The following is a 13,712-nucleotide window of genomic DNA, read 5'->3' on the forward strand; positions in this document are numbered from 1 at the left end:
AGCTGCCTGCGGTGCCCTTTTCAGCGCCGCCGTTGTCTTGAATGAATCGCACTCTTTACTGCCTTTGTCTTTCCGGTGATGCCGGTGTTACGTGTGTTGAGTCGTATGACCTGATTTGGCTTCGCCGGGTGGACTCAGGCCGATTTCCACTCGTCGGGGGTCAGGGTCTTCATGCTGAGTGCATGAATCTCCTGTTTCATGCGCTCGCCGAGCGCCGCATAAACCAGTTGATGACGCGCGATCAGCCGCTTGCCGACGAACGCGTCGCTCACGATGGTCGCGAAAAAATGCTGGCCGTCGCCCTCCACTTCCAAATGCTGGCAAGCGAGGCCTTTGGCGATGTAATCCTTCACCTGCTCCGGAGTCGGCAACATGGTGGAAGTCTCCTTGAGAATTAGTGACGCAGCTTGTAGCCGCTCGCGAGCAGTCGCACGGCGATCAACGCCAGCACGGCCAAAAATCCGCCGACGATGCCGAGGCTCATCAACGGATTCACGTCGGACAGGCCGAAGAAGCCATAGCGAAAGCCGTCGATCATGTAGAAGAACGGGTTCAGATGCGACACCGCGCGCCACACGGGCGGCAGCGTATGTGTCGAGTAGAACACGCCTGAAAGAAACGTGAGCGGCATGATGAGGAAGTTCTGGAAAGCGGCCAGCTGGTCGAACTTGTCGGCCCAGATGCCCGCGATCAGACCCAGCGTGCCGAGAATGCCCGAACCGAGGATCGCGAACGCAATGATGTAGAGCGGCGCGGAAAACGACATCGGGATGAACCATATCGTCACGACGAACACGCCGAAGCCGACGCACAGGCCGCGCACGACCGACGCCAGCACATACGCAAAGAACATCTCCCAATGCGCGATCGGCGGCAGCAGCACGAACACCAGATTGCCGGTGATCTTCGACTGGATCAGCGACGACGAACTGTTCGCGAACGCGTTCTGCAGCACGCTCATCATCACGAGGCCGGGCACGAGAAAACTCGTATAACCGACGCCGGGATACACCTCGACGCGGCCGGAAAGCGCATGACCGAAGATCGTCAGGTACAGAAGCGCCGTCACGATCGGCGCGAGGACCGTCTGAAACGAAACCTTCCAGAAGCGCAGCAGCTCCTTGTAGAACAACGTCTGGAAGCCGCTCATGAAAGTCCCTCGACCACTTCCGGCTCGTTCATCACCTGCACGAACACGTCTTCCAGATCCGCCTTGCGCACTTCGATTTCATCGAACGTGCAGCCGGCCGCGCGGCATTTCGCGAGAATCGGCTCGACGTCGTCATAGCTCGCGAGACGCAGCAGATGTTGCGCGCCCATCACCGCGTGCGGATCGACTTCGAGCGCGCGCAAGTCCGCCGGCAACGCGCCGTTCGACAGACGCAGATACAGTTGCATGCCCGAAAAGCGCTGCAGCAGCGTGCTCGTGCGTTCGAGGGCGACGACTTCGCCGCGACGAAGCATCGCGAGCCGATGACACAGCGACTCGGCTTCTTCGAGATAGTGCGTCGTCAGGACGATCGTGTGGCCCTCGCGATTCAGGCGCGAGATGAATTTCCAGAGTGTCTGACGCAGTTCGACATCGACGCCGGCGGTGGGCTCGTCGAGCACGATCACCGGCGGCCGATGCACGAGCGCCTGCGCCACGAGCACGCGGCGCTTCATCCCGCCGGAGAGGGCGCGCGTGTTGACGTCGGCTTTCTCGGTGAGATCGAGATTGGCCATGACCTCGTCGATCCAGTCGTCGTTGTTGCGCAAGCCGAAATAGCCCGACTGGATGCGCAACGACTCGCGCACGGTGAAGAACGGATCGAACACCAGTTCCTGCGGCACGACGCCGAGCGCACGGCGCGCGGCCCGGAAGTCGCTGACGACATCGTGGCCACGCACGGAGATCGTGCCGCTATCGGCGCGCGCCAGACCGGCCAGAATGCTGATCAACGTGGTTTTGCCCGCACCGTTGGGGCCGAGCAAGCCGAAGAACTCGCCCTCTTCCACCGTGAGGCTCACGCCTTTGAGCGCCTGGAGATCCTTGTAGCGCTTCCTGACGTTTCGGATTTCTATGGCTGACATGGACAGTGCGCGCGCCTCGCGCGGCCGCGCCTCGATTGTGCGGACTTTCGCCTGACGTTCCCTTCCTCAGACAAAAAGGGCCGGGAGCGGCTGCGAAAAAAACGTTTGATTATAGGGCAAAGCCGTTGGAGCCGACTTCGGAGCGATCTTGATTGCGGCGACGCAGGGCCGCCGCTTCTGCGCGGAGTCAGAACAGGATCAATGTCGGAACGAGAGGAGCGTATCGACGCCATAGGCTCGCGCAAGACTGACGAGCCCGGAAGGAAGATTGACGACGCCGAGCGCGGCGCCGCGCGCGGTGGCTGCGCGCTGCCATGCGAGCAGCACGGCGAGCGCGGAAGAATCGAACTGCGTGAGCGGCGCGCAATCGACTTCGGTCGCGCCCGCAGCGATGCGCGACAGACCCGCTTCGAGCGCGGCCTTCGCGCTCTCGTGGGTCAGCGTCGCGGCCGTCTGAAAACGGCCGCCTGTGGCTGGCGTGCTCACGATGCCTTGCCGCTCGCGAGTTGCTCGTTACGCTGCGTCAGGAACTGCAGCAAGCCGCTCACGCCATTGCGCGAAATCTGCTCGTTGAATTGCTGCTGATACGCCTGGATCAGCCACGCGCCGAGCACGTTGATGTCGTACACGCGCCAGCCTTGCGCCGTCTTGTACAGGCGATAGTCGAGCTCGACCGGCGAGCCGTTGTTCATCACGACCGAGCGGACAACGACGTCGGTGTCGTCCGGATTGGCGCGGAACGGCTTGTATTGAACCGTCTGGTCGCGCACTTGCGCGAGCGCGCCGGAATACGTGCGGATCAGGAGCATCTTGAACTGCTCGACGATCTGCTTCTGCTGTTCGGGCGTCGCCGAATTCCAGTTGCGGCCCATCACGAGACGCGTCGTGCGCGTGAAATCCGTGTACGGCAGGATCTTCTGATTGACGAGCTCGGTGATCTTGTTGATGTCGCCCGAGCGGATCTTCGAGTCCGACTTGATTTCGTCGAGGACTTGTTGCGTGACCGTCTTGATCATCGTGTCGGGCGAGCTCGTATCGACGCTTTGCGCCGACGCTGTGCCACAAAACGCGACGAACATCGCGAAGATGGGGAGAAGCAAGAATTTTTTCATCACGGACCCTGCAAAAGTAGATGCTCCGGTTTGAGCGCGCCGCCCGATTCGAGTTCAGGCGACGCGGCATCCAAAGCGTAAGAAATATCGTTAGATATGTTACCGCGCGTTAGCGACAGGCCGCTCAACGCAAGCGGAATGAAGGGAAACCCGGCGGCGCGCGCGGCGGAACATACTGGTTGCCCGGCACGGTGTTGGCGCTACCGCTCGCCGGTGCGGGTGCCGCCGCCGTACCCGAAGCCGCCGATGCGGCCGCGGCAGGCGCCGCCGTCGCCGATGCGCCTTCCGTGCCTTCATCGCCGTAATTCGGCAGCGGCGCTTCGCCGTAGTCCGGCATGCTGCCGTCGCCGCCCGAAATCAGATACTGACGACGCTGCAAGTATGCGTTTCGGACGAACGAATACTTGTCGAGCGCGGCATCGGCGAGCACGTCGGTCGCCCCCAGAAGATTCGCGCGCACGTTGACGAGGTTCACGCCATAGAGCGCCCAGCTCACCGAATCCGGGCTCACGTAGGTGAGCGGATTGCCGAAATAGTCGACCACGAGTCCGGCGGAATCTCGCACCGTGCTCGGCCCGAGCAGCGGCAGCACCACGTACGGACCGGACGGCACGCCATAGTGGCCGAGCGTCAGCCCGAAATCGCCGGAATGCTTCGGCAGCCGCGCGATGGTCGCGACGTCGAACAGGCCGCCGACGCCGAACAGCGTGTTGATCGCGACGCGCATGATGTCCGACACGCCGTCCGCAATTTTCAGTTGCGCCAGATTGTTCGCGGCGATGTACACGTCGCCGATATTCGAGAAGAAGTTGGTCACGCTGTTGCGCACCGGCTCCGGTACGAGCCACACGTAACCCTTCGCCACCGGCTTCACCGCGTACTGATCAACAGTGTCGTTGATCGTGAACATCGTCCGGTTATAGCTCTCGAATGGGTCCCCTTTGGTCGGCGTCGTCACCGTCGCGCAACCGGTGAGCGCAACGACGCCCGCCACCATGATTGCGCGCCGCATCCCAATCGCCTGCATGTTCTTCTCCTTATTGAGCGGCGCCCGATGCGGCGCTCGCACCTGCCGCGCCCGCCGCACCCGATGCGCCCATCGCGCTCGCCGCGCCCGGGAAAGCCGGCGCGGGTGCGGGCTCGGGCACAGCCGGCGCCCCCGACGATTTCGAGGCGCCCGAATCCGCCGCCTTGTTGTAGAGGAACTGGCCGATCAGGTTTTCGAGCACCACGGCCGATTGCGTCATCGTGATGGTGTCGCCGTTCTTGAGCATCTGATCGTCGCCGCCCGGCTCGAGGCCGATGTATTGCTCGCCGAGCAAGCCGGAAGTCAGGATCTTCGCGGACGAATCCTTCGGAAACTGATACTGCTTGTCGATATCGATCGTGACCACGGCCTGATACGTGTTCGCATCGAAGCCGATGCTGCCGACGCGCCCGACCGTCACGCCCGCGCTCTTCACGGGCGCGCGCGCCTTCAGTCCGCCGATGTTGTCGAACTTCAGTTTCACCGCGTAGGTTTGCTGGAACGACAGGGAGCTCATGTTGCCCGCCTTCAGCGCGAGAAAGAGCAGCGCCACGAAACCGAGCACCACGAAGAGGCCGACCCAAAAGTCGAGAGCAGTCTTTTTCATCGTCTTCCCAAAGAGAATCTTTTCGCAGATGGCGCGTGACGGTCTGTGCCCTTCACAACGCCTGCGCCTCGTGCGGCGCCTGCGCTTGGTTCATTAGCTGAACATCAGTGCGGTGAGCAGGAAATCGAGCCCGAGCACGGCGAGCGACGCATATACGACCGTTTTCGTCGTCGCGCGCGACACGCCTTCGGGCGTTGGCCGTGCTTCGTAGCCCTGGAACAACGCGATGAACGTCACCGCGAAGCCGAACACGATGCTCTTGATGACGCCGTTCCCGACATCGCGCCACACGTCCACGCCGCCTTGCATCTGCGACCAGAACGCGCCCGGATCGACGCCGATCAGCATCACGCCGACGACATAGCCGCCGATGATGCCGACCGCGCTGAAAATGGCCGCCAGCACCGGCATGGCGACGATGCCCGCCCACATGCGCGGCGCGACGACCACCTTGAGCGGATCGACCGCCATCATTTCCATTGCGGTGAGTTGCTCGCCGGCTTTCATCAAGCCGATTTCGGCGGTCAGCGACGTGCCCGCGCGCCCCGCGAACAGTAGCGCCGTGACGACCGGCCCGAGCTCGCGCACGAGCGAGAGCGCCACCAGAAGCCCGAGCGCCTGTTCCGAACCGTAGCGGCTCAGCGTGTAATAGCCCTGCAAGCCGAGCACGAAGCCGACGAACAAACCCGACACCGCGATGATGACGAGCGAATAATTGCCGACGAAGTGGATCTGTTTCGTGACGAGGCGCGGGCGGCGCAACAGCGGAAAAAATTCGACCACGAGGCGCAGGAACATGCGCGTTGCGTAGCCTGCGGTGCCGAAACCGTCGAGCACCCAGCGTCCGAGCGCGCTGATCATGCCTGCCCTCCGATGCCGAAATCTGCGGCGAGCGGCGTGCTCGCATAGTGGAACTTGAATGGGCCGTCGGGCGTGCCGTCGATGAACTGGCGCACGGTCGGATCCTGCGATGCGCGCAGTTGCGCCGGCGTGCCTTCGGCGTGAATGCCGCCGTTCGCGATGAAATACACGTAGTCCGCGATCGCGAAGGATTCCGGTACGTCGTGCGTAACGAGAATGGACGTTGCGCCGAGCGCGTCGTTGATCGTGCGGATGAGTTGCGCCGTGATGCCGAGCGAAATGGGATCGAGGCCGGCGAACGGCTCGTCGTACATCATCAACTGGGGATCGAGCGCGATTGCGCGGGCGAGCGCCACGCGGCGCGCCATGCCGCCCGAAATCTCCGACGGCGCGAGATCGCGCGCGCCGCGCAGGCCGACCGCGTTCAGCTTCATCAGCACGAGATCGCGGATCAGCGCTTCCGGAAGGTCCGTGTGTTCGCGCAGCGGGAACGCGACGTTCTCGAACACCGTCTGGTCGGTGAACAACGCGCCGAACTGGAACAGCATGCCCATCTTCCGGCGCAGCGCGTACAGACCGTCGCGCGTCTGGGCGCCGACGTCCTGTCCGTCGAACATGACTTTGCCGCGACTCGCCTTCACGAGACCGCCGACCAGACGCAAGGTCGTGGTTTTGCCGCAGCCTGAGCCGCCCATGACCGCGACCACCTGCCCACGCGTGAATCGCATGTTCAGGTTCGACAGGACGAGCCGGTCGCCGTAGCCGAAGTCGACGTCGCGTAGCTCTAGCAGAGTCTCGGAGAAAGCAGGCACTGGGTAAGAGATTCCGTTGGCGCAAGAGGCCGAATTATAGGGCCTGCGCGCAATCGGTGCTTTGCCTAGGCGTGTATCCCCTTGCTTTTGGGACTTTTCACCGTTGACCTGCGAACATTTTTTGCAGTGACAAAACCGCCGCGGCTGTGTCCGGTGCCTCGGTGACCGCGCGCACGACCGCCGCGCTGCGCACGCCGGTTTCCAGCACGCCCGGCATCGCCTTGGCGTCGATTCCACCAATGGCGACAAGCGGCACCCGGCCCGACAGCAGTTGCACGTAGCGCGACAGGCGCGCCAACCCTTGCGGCTTGGTCGGCATGACTTTCGTCGTGGTCGGGAAGACGGCGCCGAGCGCAAGGTAGCTCGGCTTGAAGTGCAGCGCGCGCAACATCTCGTAATAGCCGTGCGTCGACAGACCGAGCCGCACGCCGGCTCTTGCAATCGTGTTCAGGTCGGCCGTCTGCACGTCTTCCTGTCCGAGGTGCACGCCGTACGCGCCCGCCGCAATCGCCTCGCGCCAATGATCGTTGATGAAAACCTGTGCGTCATGCCGACGTCCCGCCTCGACCGAGCGCGAGATTTCGCGCTGCAAGTCGGCGGCGTCGGCGGTTTTGCGGCGCAGTTGCGTCGTGCGGACGCCGAGATCGAGCACGCGCTCGACCCAGTCGGCGCTCGGCAGCACCGGATACAGGCCGAGCCGATCGGGGCACGCCGGGAATCCGCCTTCGGGCGCGGCGGGCAGATCGGCGACACGCGGAAACGTCGCGAATTCGACGGGCCACGCGTCGTCCTTGTTCTCATCGCCCGCGCGCCAGGCGAGCGCGAGCGTCAGCGCGTCGTGCGGCTCGAAATTGCAGTCGAGGAAAGCGGCGAGCGCGGACAGCCAATCATCCGACCATTCGCCTTCGAGCGCGAAACGCTCGTCGCCACGACGCAGCGTGACGCGATCGCCATGCGCTTCGAGGATTGCCGCGGCGCCGTTCGCGGCCACATCGTGCGGCTCGTTGAACACGATGATGTCGCTCGCCTGCGGCGATTCCGGCGCGGTCAGGCAGATGCGCCAGCGCGTTTCCGCCGTCGGCCATTCGCCGAGACGCGCGCGAATCCGCTCGGCGACTTCAGTCAGCTCGTCCGCCGGCGGCCAGAACACTTCACGATTCAACAAGCTCATGCCGCGCCTCCGTCCTGATGCCAGAACGGCATGCCGACGACCGGCGTGCTCGCCTGCGCGCTGTCGCGCTCGGCCATGGGGCCCGCGAGGAACGCGGTGCGCCCCGCTTCGACGCCGAGCGCGAACGCGCGCGCCATCTGCGGCGGGAAGGTTGCCTGCGAGACGGCCGTGTTGAGCAGCACGCCATCGAAGCCCCATTCCATCACCTGACACGCATGCGACGGCACGCCGAGACCGGCATCGACGATCAGCGGCACATCCGGCAGACGCTCGCGCAAGGTGCGCAGCCCGTATGGATTCGTCACGCCCTTGCCCGTGCCGATGGGCGCGCCCCACGGCATCAGCGCTTCGCAGCCGGCATCGAGCAGACGCCGGCCGATGACGAGATCTTCCGTGCAGTAAGGCAGCACCTTGAAGCCATCGCGGATCAGCTTGGCCGCCGCTTCGACGAGGCCGATCGGATCGGGCTGCAGCGTGTAGTCGTCGCCGATCAATTCCAGTTTGATCCACGGCGTCTCGAACACCTCGCGCGCCATGTGCGCGGTCGTGAGCACCTCGTCGACGCTCTGGCAGCCCGCCGTGTTCGGCAAAAGCGCGACGCCGTGGCGCTTGAGCACATCGAAGAAGCCGGCTTCCCCGGTCTCCGACTGACGGCGCAGCGCGACCGTGACCATGCCCGGCCGAGCGGCGTCGATGGAGTCGGAAAGCGATTGCAGCGACGGATAACGCGACGTGCCGAGCAGCACGCGGCTCGGAAACGTCTCGCCGTAGAGCGTGAGGACGTCGGCGGTGGAAATGGTCATGGTTCGATCCTTCGGTTCGGAGTTCAGCCGCCCGCGACGGGCGACACGACGTCGAGCTTGTCGCCGGCGACGAGCGTTTTCGTGGCGTGTTCGCCGCGCGCGACGAACTGGCCGTTCAGCGCGACCGCGAACGGCGGTTTCGCGCCGAACGCGGCGAGCGCGTCGGTGACGGTGGTGGCGTCGGGCAAATCGAAGACGCGCTGATTGATGTGGATGTTCATGGTTGTTTCCTGATGACTAGAGCGCTGGCGCAACCGCGAACTCGCCGTGCAGCAGTTCGGGCCAGCGCGCGGCGCTGCGGAAATCGGAGAAGGCCTCGGCATCGGCGATATCGCCGGAAGCGAGCGCGTCGGCGAGACGGCACGCGGCATCCGCGACTTCGGGCGCGATCATGAAGCCGTGCCGGTACAAGCCGTTCACGCGCAAGGTCCGCGCCCCGTCCCAGACGATCGCCGGCCGGTGATCCGGCAAGGTCGGCCGGCAATGCGAGTTCAGTTCGAGGATGCGCGCCTCGCCGAAACCCGGATGCACCGCGAACGCGGCGCTCAGCAGCTCGAGCGCCGAACGTACGCTCACGGGCGACATGTCCTCGCCCTCGACTTCCGTCGCGCCGATCACGTAGAGATCGTTCTCCTTCGGCGCGATGTAGAGCGGATAGCGCGGATGCAAGAGCCGCACCGGCCGCGTCAGCCCGATGCCCGGCGCGTGCACGCGCGCGACTTCGCCGCGAATGCCGCGCAGCGCGGGCCACGCGGGCTTGCCGCCGAGGCCGCGGCAATCGATGATCCAGCGCGCGTCGGGCATCGCATCGACGGCGGTGTTCCAGTGCGTACGCACGCCGCGCGCGGCAAGTCCGGCGGCGAGCGCGCCAAGCGCCTGACGGTTGTCGAGTTGGCCTTCGTTCGGCAGCAGCCAGCCCTGCGCGAAGCGCGTTCCGAGCGCCGGTTCGGCTTGCGCGACTTGCGCGCCCGCGAGCTTGACGAAGCCGCCGTCGAGCAGATCGGCGGGCGAATTGGCCTTGAGACGGCGTTCGAAGAGCGGCGCTTCGGCGCGATCCGCGCCGTGCCAGACGACGAGCGTGCCGTTGCGCTGAAAGAAAACCGGCTCGGGCAATTGCGCGATGAGTTCAGGCCAGCGTTCGAGCGATGCCGCCCCCAGCCCGACGACGAGCGGCTCCGCGCTCGCCGCTTCCGCGAGCGGCGCGAGCATGGCGGCGGCGACCCACGCGGCCGACTGCGTGCCGGCGGCGTCGCCGCGTTCGTAAAGCGCGACGTCGTGGCCCGCGCCCGCGAGTTGCCAGGCGACGAGCCGTCCGACGAGCCCGCCGCCGACGACGGCGAAATCCGGCCGGCGCGCGGCGCCCTGATCGATTCTGTTCATCAATTCGATGTCTCCATACGCGTAACGCTGCGCTGCACGATGGAGACGAAAGACGCGATCCCGATCGTGCTGGCGCGGCGCCACATCACGAGGACGAAATCAGCGGGAGAGACCGGCTCGGCAGCGCATGAAGCGCGCCGGGCGCGAAGAAAGGACTGGAAGAGACTGGAGGAATGGCGCGAGGCTCGCGCGGTCTCCGGAAACTTCCCTCGCCGGTATTACCCGGATCGGGTGCAAAGGGTCTCTCTCAGCCTCGCCGCGCTGCCGACCGTTCCGGCCGCCGATGCACGCGAAGCACCCCTGTTTCGTCGAGGGTCATTAAAACATGAAAGGCAAAGGCGCTGCAAACCGGGATTCCCCGCCTTTTATCGTGCGCGGCGGCACTCTGGCACAATGCCGCGAACATGGTTCGCAGGACGATCGCCCGAAATTAAGTGAGCGTTAAGCGAACCCCGGAACAATCTGCGGAGCCGGAAAACGCCGCGCGCGGCCCGGCCGCGGACGTAACAATCGGGCGCCACGAGGCGCATCAGCAGGAAGCTCATGACCAACACCCATACCGAAAGCACGCAGCAGAAGGCCGACGAAGTCTCGGCGTGGAGCCTCATCAAGCCCTACTGGGTGTCGGAGGAGCGCGGCTTCGCGTGGGGCCTTCTCGTCGCGATCATCGCGATCAACATGACCGTTGTGTGGATCAACGTCCGGCTCAACAGCTGGAACGCCGACTTCTACAACGCGCTGCAGAACAAGAACGTCAAGGACTTTCCGCATCTGCTGCTGATCTTCACGGGCCTCGCGTTCGCGTACATCCTGCTCGCGGTGTACGGTCGATATCTGCGGCAGATGCTCGCGTTTCGCTGGCGTCAATGGCTCACCAACCGCTTTCTGGAACAATGGCTCGGTGACAAGGCGTTCTACCGCATCGAGCGCGACCGCCTCGCCGACAACCCCGACCAGCGTATTTCCGACGACCTGCAATCCTTCGCCACCACCACGCTTTCGCTCTCGCTCGATCTGCTTTCGACGCTCGTCACGCTCGTCACTTTCATCACGATTCTCTGGACCATCGCGGGCGCGCTGACCTTCTCGCTCGGCGGCACGCCGATCACGATTCCGGGCTATATGGTCTGGGCCGCCGCGCTCTACGCGATTCTCGGCTCGCTGATCATCCAGAAGGTCGGGCATCCGCTCGTGTCGATCAACTATCAGCAGCAGAAGGTCGAGGCCGATTTCCGTTTCGGCCTGATCCGCGTGCGCGAGAACGCCGAACAGATTGCGTTTTATGACGGCATCGCGACCGAAACGGCGAACGCAAAGACCATCTTCCAGCGCATTCGCGACAACTGGTGGATGATCATGAAGTACACGAAGCGCATGACCTTCGTGCTGTCGTTCTACGGGCAGATCGCGATCATTTTCCCGATCATGGTCGCCGCGCCGCGCTACTTCGCGGGCGCGTTTTCGTTCGGCGTGCTGATGCAGATTTCATCGGCGTTCGGCACGGTCAGCGATTCGTTTTCGTGGTTCATCAACAGTTATTCGACGTTGGTCGAATGGCGCGCGACCGTGAATCGTCTGCGCGAATTCAAGCGCGTGATGCGCTCGACGCATATCCGCGAAGAAACGTCGCCGGCGACGGAGCGCGGCGGCATCAACCTGCACTACACGAGCACGCCGTCGCTCACGACGAACGGGCTCATGCTCGCGCTGCCCAACGGCACGCCGCTTTCGCGCGTGGCGAACGTGTCGATCGAGCCGGGTTCGCGCTGGCTGGTCGTCGGTCCATCGGGCTCGGGCAAGAGCACGTTGATGCGCGCGCTCGCGGGTCTTTGGCCGTTCGGCGACGGCACGATCGACGCGCCCGTCGACGCGAAGATGATGTTCGTCCCGCAGATGAGTTATCTGCCGATCGGCACGTTGCGCGCGGCGCTTTCGTATCCGTCGGCGGGCGGAACGTTCAGTGATGAAGAGTCGCGCGACGCGCTGCGTCTGTGCAATCTCGAGGCGTATGCGGATCGGCTGGAGGAAAGCGCGCATTGGGCGCGGAGTCTGTCGCCGGGCGAGCAGCAACGGCTTGCTGCCGCGCGCGTGCTGTTGCACAAGCCGGACTTCGTGTTCCTCGACGAAGCCACGAGCGCGCTCGACGCCGAGAACGAGCTGCATATCTACAACATGCTGGTCGAGCGGCTGCCGAAGGCGGCGATTGTGAGCGTGGCGCATCGCGAGTCGGTCGCGATGTTCCATGATTACAAGATCGAGATCGAGAGGGCGATGGCGGAGGTTTGACCCGTCCGCGCTCAAAAGCAAAAGGCCACGCAATCGCGTGGCCTTTTTGCATGAAGCGTCGAGCGACGCTTACCGCGGCAACTCGCTCGATCCCATCAGATACGCATCCACCGATCGTGCGCACTGACGTCCTTCGCGAATCGCCCAGACGACCAGCGACTGCCCGCGACGCATATCGCCGGCGGTGAAGACTTTATCGACCGACGTGTAATACGCCTTGTCGCCTTCGGTCGCGGCGCGCACGTTGCCGCGCGCATCCTTCTCGACGCCGAACGCATCCAGCACCGGCGACACCGGCTGCGTGAAGCCCATCGCGAGCAGCACGAGATCGGCCTTCATCTCGAACTCGGAACCCGGCACTTCCTGCATCTTGCCGCCCTTCCACTCGACGCGCACGGCGATCAGCTTCTCGACCTTGCCGTTCTTGCCTTCGAAGCGCTTCGTCGCAACCGACCAGTCGCGCTCGCAACCTTCTTCATGCGACGACGACGTACGCAGCTTGATCGGCCAGTACGGCCACACGAGCGGCTTGTTCTCTTCCTCGGGCGGCTGCGCGAGCAGTTCGAACTGCGTCACGCTCTTCGCGCCATGACGATTCGACGTGCCCACACAATCCGAACCCGTATCGCCGCCGCCGATCACGACGACATGCTTGCCCTTCGCGAGCAGTTGATCCGGCAGCTTGTCGCCCGCGTTGACCTTGTTCTGCTGCGGCAGGAATTCCATCGCGTAGTAGATACCTTCGAGCTCGCGCCCCGGCACCGGCAGATCGCGCGGCGTTTCCGAGCCGCCCGCGATCACGACCGCGTCGAACTGTTCCTTCAGCTCGTCGGGCGTGATGGTTTCCTTCGCCGTATTCGCGATGTATTCCGGCAGCGCATCCTTGCCGATGAACACGTTCGTGCGGAACGACACGCCTTCCGCCTCCATCTGACGCATGCGGCGATCGATCAGCCACTTCTCCAGCTTGAAATCGGGGATGCCGTAACGCAGCAGACCGCCGATGCGATCGTTCTTCTCGAACACGACGACTTCATGGCCCGCGCGTCCGAGTTGCTGCGCGGCCGCGAGACCCGCGGGCCCCGAACCGACGACGGCGACCTTCTTGCCCGTCTTGTGCTTCGGCGGTTGCGGCACGACCCAGCCTTCGGCGAAAGCCTTGTCGATGATCGCGTGCTCGATCGACTTGATGCCGACCGGATCGTCGTTGATGCCCAATGTGCACGCCGCTTCGCACGGCGCCGGGCAGATGCGGCCCGTGAATTCCGGGAAGTTGTTGGTCGAATGCAGCACGTTGATCGCGCTCTTCCAGTCCTGCTGGAACACGAGATCGTTGAAGTCCGGAATGATGTTGTTGACCGGGCAGCCGTTGTTGCAGAACGGAATGCCGCAGTCCATGCAGCGCGCGCCTTGAACCTTCGCGTCTTCATCGGTCAGCGCGGCGACGAATTCCTTGTAATGCTTGACGCGGGTAAGCGGAGCTTCGTACGCCTCGTGGCGGCGTTCGAACTCGAGAAAACCGGTTGCCTTGCCCATTTCTTTCTCTGTATTTGGTGAGGATCGCGCGCGCTCCCGGAGCG

The 13,712-nt window shown here is 64.1% G+C and carries 15 protein-coding genes and 1 riboswitch; of the genes, 1 reads left to right on the forward strand and 14 read right to left on the reverse strand.

Annotated elements, in window-relative coordinates; translation table 11 throughout:
- Window positions 1-134: 134 nt before the first annotated feature.
- The 13 genes from QCE49_RS11780 to QCE49_RS11840 all read right to left on the reverse strand — a co-directional run bounded on the left by QCE49_RS11780 (window position 135) and on the right by QCE49_RS11840 (window position 9,846).
- Window positions 135-374 carry a BolA family protein gene (locus QCE49_RS11780; RefSeq protein ID WP_008344127.1) on the reverse strand — a complete coding sequence of 80 codons (240 nt, stop codon included), beginning with the start codon at window positions 372-374 and terminating at the stop codon, window positions 135-137.
- A 20-nt stretch (window positions 375-394) separates the two neighbouring features.
- Window positions 395-1,150, reverse strand: a complete 756-nt coding sequence (locus QCE49_RS11785) for an ABC transporter permease (RefSeq protein ID WP_008344126.1) — start codon at window positions 1,148-1,150, stop codon at window positions 395-397.
- Complete coding sequence (locus QCE49_RS11790) at window positions 1,147-2,073, reverse strand: ABC transporter ATP-binding protein (RefSeq protein WP_008344124.1); 927 nt, start codon at window positions 2,071-2,073, stop codon at window positions 1,147-1,149. Before QCE49_RS11790 ends, QCE49_RS11785 begins: the two co-directional genes overlap by 4 nt.
- A gap of 198 nt (window positions 2,074-2,271) precedes the next feature.
- Complete coding sequence (locus tag QCE49_RS11795) at window positions 2,272-2,559, reverse strand: lipid asymmetry maintenance protein MlaB (RefSeq protein ID WP_081851876.1); 288 nt, start codon at window positions 2,557-2,559, stop codon at window positions 2,272-2,274.
- Window positions 2,556-3,185 carry a phospholipid-binding protein MlaC gene (locus QCE49_RS11800; RefSeq protein ID WP_008344118.1) on the reverse strand — a complete coding sequence of 210 codons (630 nt, stop codon included), beginning with the start codon at window positions 3,183-3,185 and terminating at the stop codon, window positions 2,556-2,558. The genes QCE49_RS11795 and QCE49_RS11800 overlap by 4 nt, the downstream gene beginning before the upstream one ends.
- Before the next feature lie 124 nt (window positions 3,186-3,309).
- Window positions 3,310-4,212: a VacJ family lipoprotein gene (locus tag QCE49_RS11805; protein WP_008344117.1), complete on the reverse strand. Its 903-nt coding sequence runs from the start codon at window positions 4,210-4,212 to the stop codon at window positions 3,310-3,312.
- A 10-nt stretch (window positions 4,213-4,222) separates the two neighbouring features.
- A complete protein-coding gene (gene mlaD, locus QCE49_RS11810) occupies window positions 4,223-4,819 on the reverse strand; it encodes an outer membrane lipid asymmetry maintenance protein MlaD (RefSeq protein ID WP_008344116.1) in 597 nt (198 codons plus the stop codon).
- A 93-nt stretch (window positions 4,820-4,912) separates the two neighbouring features.
- The gene (mlaE, locus tag QCE49_RS11815) at window positions 4,913-5,680 is read right to left on the reverse strand and encodes a lipid asymmetry maintenance ABC transporter permease subunit MlaE (protein ID WP_008344114.1); all 768 of its coding nucleotides are present in this window, start codon (window positions 5,678-5,680) and stop codon (window positions 4,913-4,915) included.
- On the reverse strand, window positions 5,677-6,492 hold the full coding sequence (locus QCE49_RS11820) for an ABC transporter ATP-binding protein (protein ID WP_008344112.1): 816 nt from the start codon (window positions 6,490-6,492) through the stop codon (window positions 5,677-5,679). Before QCE49_RS11820 ends, mlaE begins: the two co-directional genes overlap by 4 nt.
- Window positions 6,493-6,589: 97 nt before the next feature.
- Complete coding sequence (gene thiE, locus QCE49_RS11825; protein WP_250459024.1) at window positions 6,590-7,663, reverse strand: thiamine phosphate synthase; 1,074 nt, start codon at window positions 7,661-7,663, stop codon at window positions 6,590-6,592.
- A complete protein-coding gene (locus QCE49_RS11830; protein ID WP_008344109.1) occupies window positions 7,660-8,466 on the reverse strand; it encodes a thiazole synthase in 807 nt (268 codons plus the stop codon). The genes thiE and QCE49_RS11830 overlap by 4 nt, the downstream gene beginning before the upstream one ends.
- Window positions 8,467-8,489: 23 nt before the next feature.
- Complete coding sequence (gene thiS / locus QCE49_RS11835; protein ID WP_175983054.1) at window positions 8,490-8,687, reverse strand: sulfur carrier protein ThiS; 198 nt, start codon at window positions 8,685-8,687, stop codon at window positions 8,490-8,492.
- Window positions 8,688-8,703: 16 nt separating this feature from the next.
- On the reverse strand, window positions 8,704-9,846 hold the full coding sequence (locus tag QCE49_RS11840; protein ID WP_250459027.1) for an FAD-dependent oxidoreductase: 1,143 nt from the start codon (window positions 9,844-9,846) through the stop codon (window positions 8,704-8,706).
- A gap of 187 nt (window positions 9,847-10,033) precedes the next feature.
- Window positions 10,034-10,158, reverse strand: a riboswitch (TPP riboswitch).
- A gap of 231 nt (window positions 10,159-10,389) precedes the next feature.
- Here QCE49_RS11840 and QCE49_RS11845 point away from each other — a divergent pair.
- On the forward strand, window positions 10,390-12,132 hold the full coding sequence (locus QCE49_RS11845; protein ID WP_008344104.1) for an ABC transporter ATP-binding protein/permease: 1,743 nt from the start codon (window positions 10,390-10,392) through the stop codon (window positions 12,130-12,132).
- Between the two features lie 69 nt (window positions 12,133-12,201).
- Here the strand turns inward: QCE49_RS11845 and QCE49_RS11850 are convergent, their stop codons facing one another.
- A complete protein-coding gene (locus QCE49_RS11850) occupies window positions 12,202-13,668 on the reverse strand; it encodes a glutamate synthase subunit beta (RefSeq protein ID WP_008344103.1) in 1,467 nt (488 codons plus the stop codon).
- Window positions 13,669-13,712 lie beyond the last annotated feature (44 nt).

The sequence above is a fragment of the Caballeronia sp. LZ008 genome (genome assembly GCF_031451435.1).
In the GTDB taxonomy this organism is placed as follows: Bacteria; Pseudomonadota; Gammaproteobacteria; order Burkholderiales; family Burkholderiaceae; genus Caballeronia; species Caballeronia zhejiangensis.

Bases quoted from the DNA above. Each gene is read 5' to 3' on its own strand.
- QCE49_RS11780 (WP_008344127.1), bottom strand. From the start codon at position 374: ATGTTGCCGACTCCGGAGCAGGTGAAGGATTACATCGCCAAAGGCCTC.
- QCE49_RS11785 (WP_008344126.1), bottom strand. From the start codon at position 1,150: ATGAGCGGCTTCCAGACGTTGTTCTACAAGGAGCTGCTGCGCTTCTGG.
- QCE49_RS11790 (WP_008344124.1), bottom strand. From the start codon at position 2,073: ATGTCAGCCATAGAAATCCGAAACGTCAGGAAGCGCTACAAGGATCTC.
- QCE49_RS11800 (WP_008344118.1), bottom strand. From the start codon at position 3,185: ATGAAAAAATTCTTGCTTCTCCCCATCTTCGCGATGTTCGTCGCGTTT.
- QCE49_RS11805 (WP_008344117.1), bottom strand. From the start codon at position 4,212: ATGCAGGCGATTGGGATGCGGCGCGCAATCATGGTGGCGGGCGTCGTT.
- mlaD (WP_008344116.1), bottom strand. From the start codon at position 4,819: ATGAAAAAGACTGCTCTCGACTTTTGGGTCGGCCTCTTCGTGGTGCTC.
- mlaE (WP_008344114.1), bottom strand. From the start codon at position 5,680: ATGATCAGCGCGCTCGGACGCTGGGTGCTCGACGGTTTCGGCACCGCA.
- thiE (WP_250459024.1), bottom strand. From the start codon at position 7,663: ATGAGCTTGTTGAATCGTGAAGTGTTCTGGCCGCCGGCGGACGAGCTG.
- QCE49_RS11830 (WP_008344109.1), bottom strand. From the start codon at position 8,466: ATGACCATTTCCACCGCCGACGTCCTCACGCTCTACGGCGAGACGTTT.
- thiS (WP_175983054.1), bottom strand. From the start codon at position 8,687: ATGAACATCCACATCAATCAGCGCGTCTTCGATTTGCCCGACGCCACC.
- QCE49_RS11840 (WP_250459027.1), bottom strand. From the start codon at position 9,846: ATGAACAGAATCGATCAGGGCGCCGCGCGCCGGCCGGATTTCGCCGTC.
- QCE49_RS11845 (WP_008344104.1), top strand. From the start codon at position 10,390: ATGACCAACACCCATACCGAAAGCACGCAGCAGAAGGCCGACGAAGTC.
- QCE49_RS11850 (WP_008344103.1), bottom strand. From the start codon at position 13,668: ATGGGCAAGGCAACCGGTTTTCTCGAGTTCGAACGCCGCCACGAGGCG.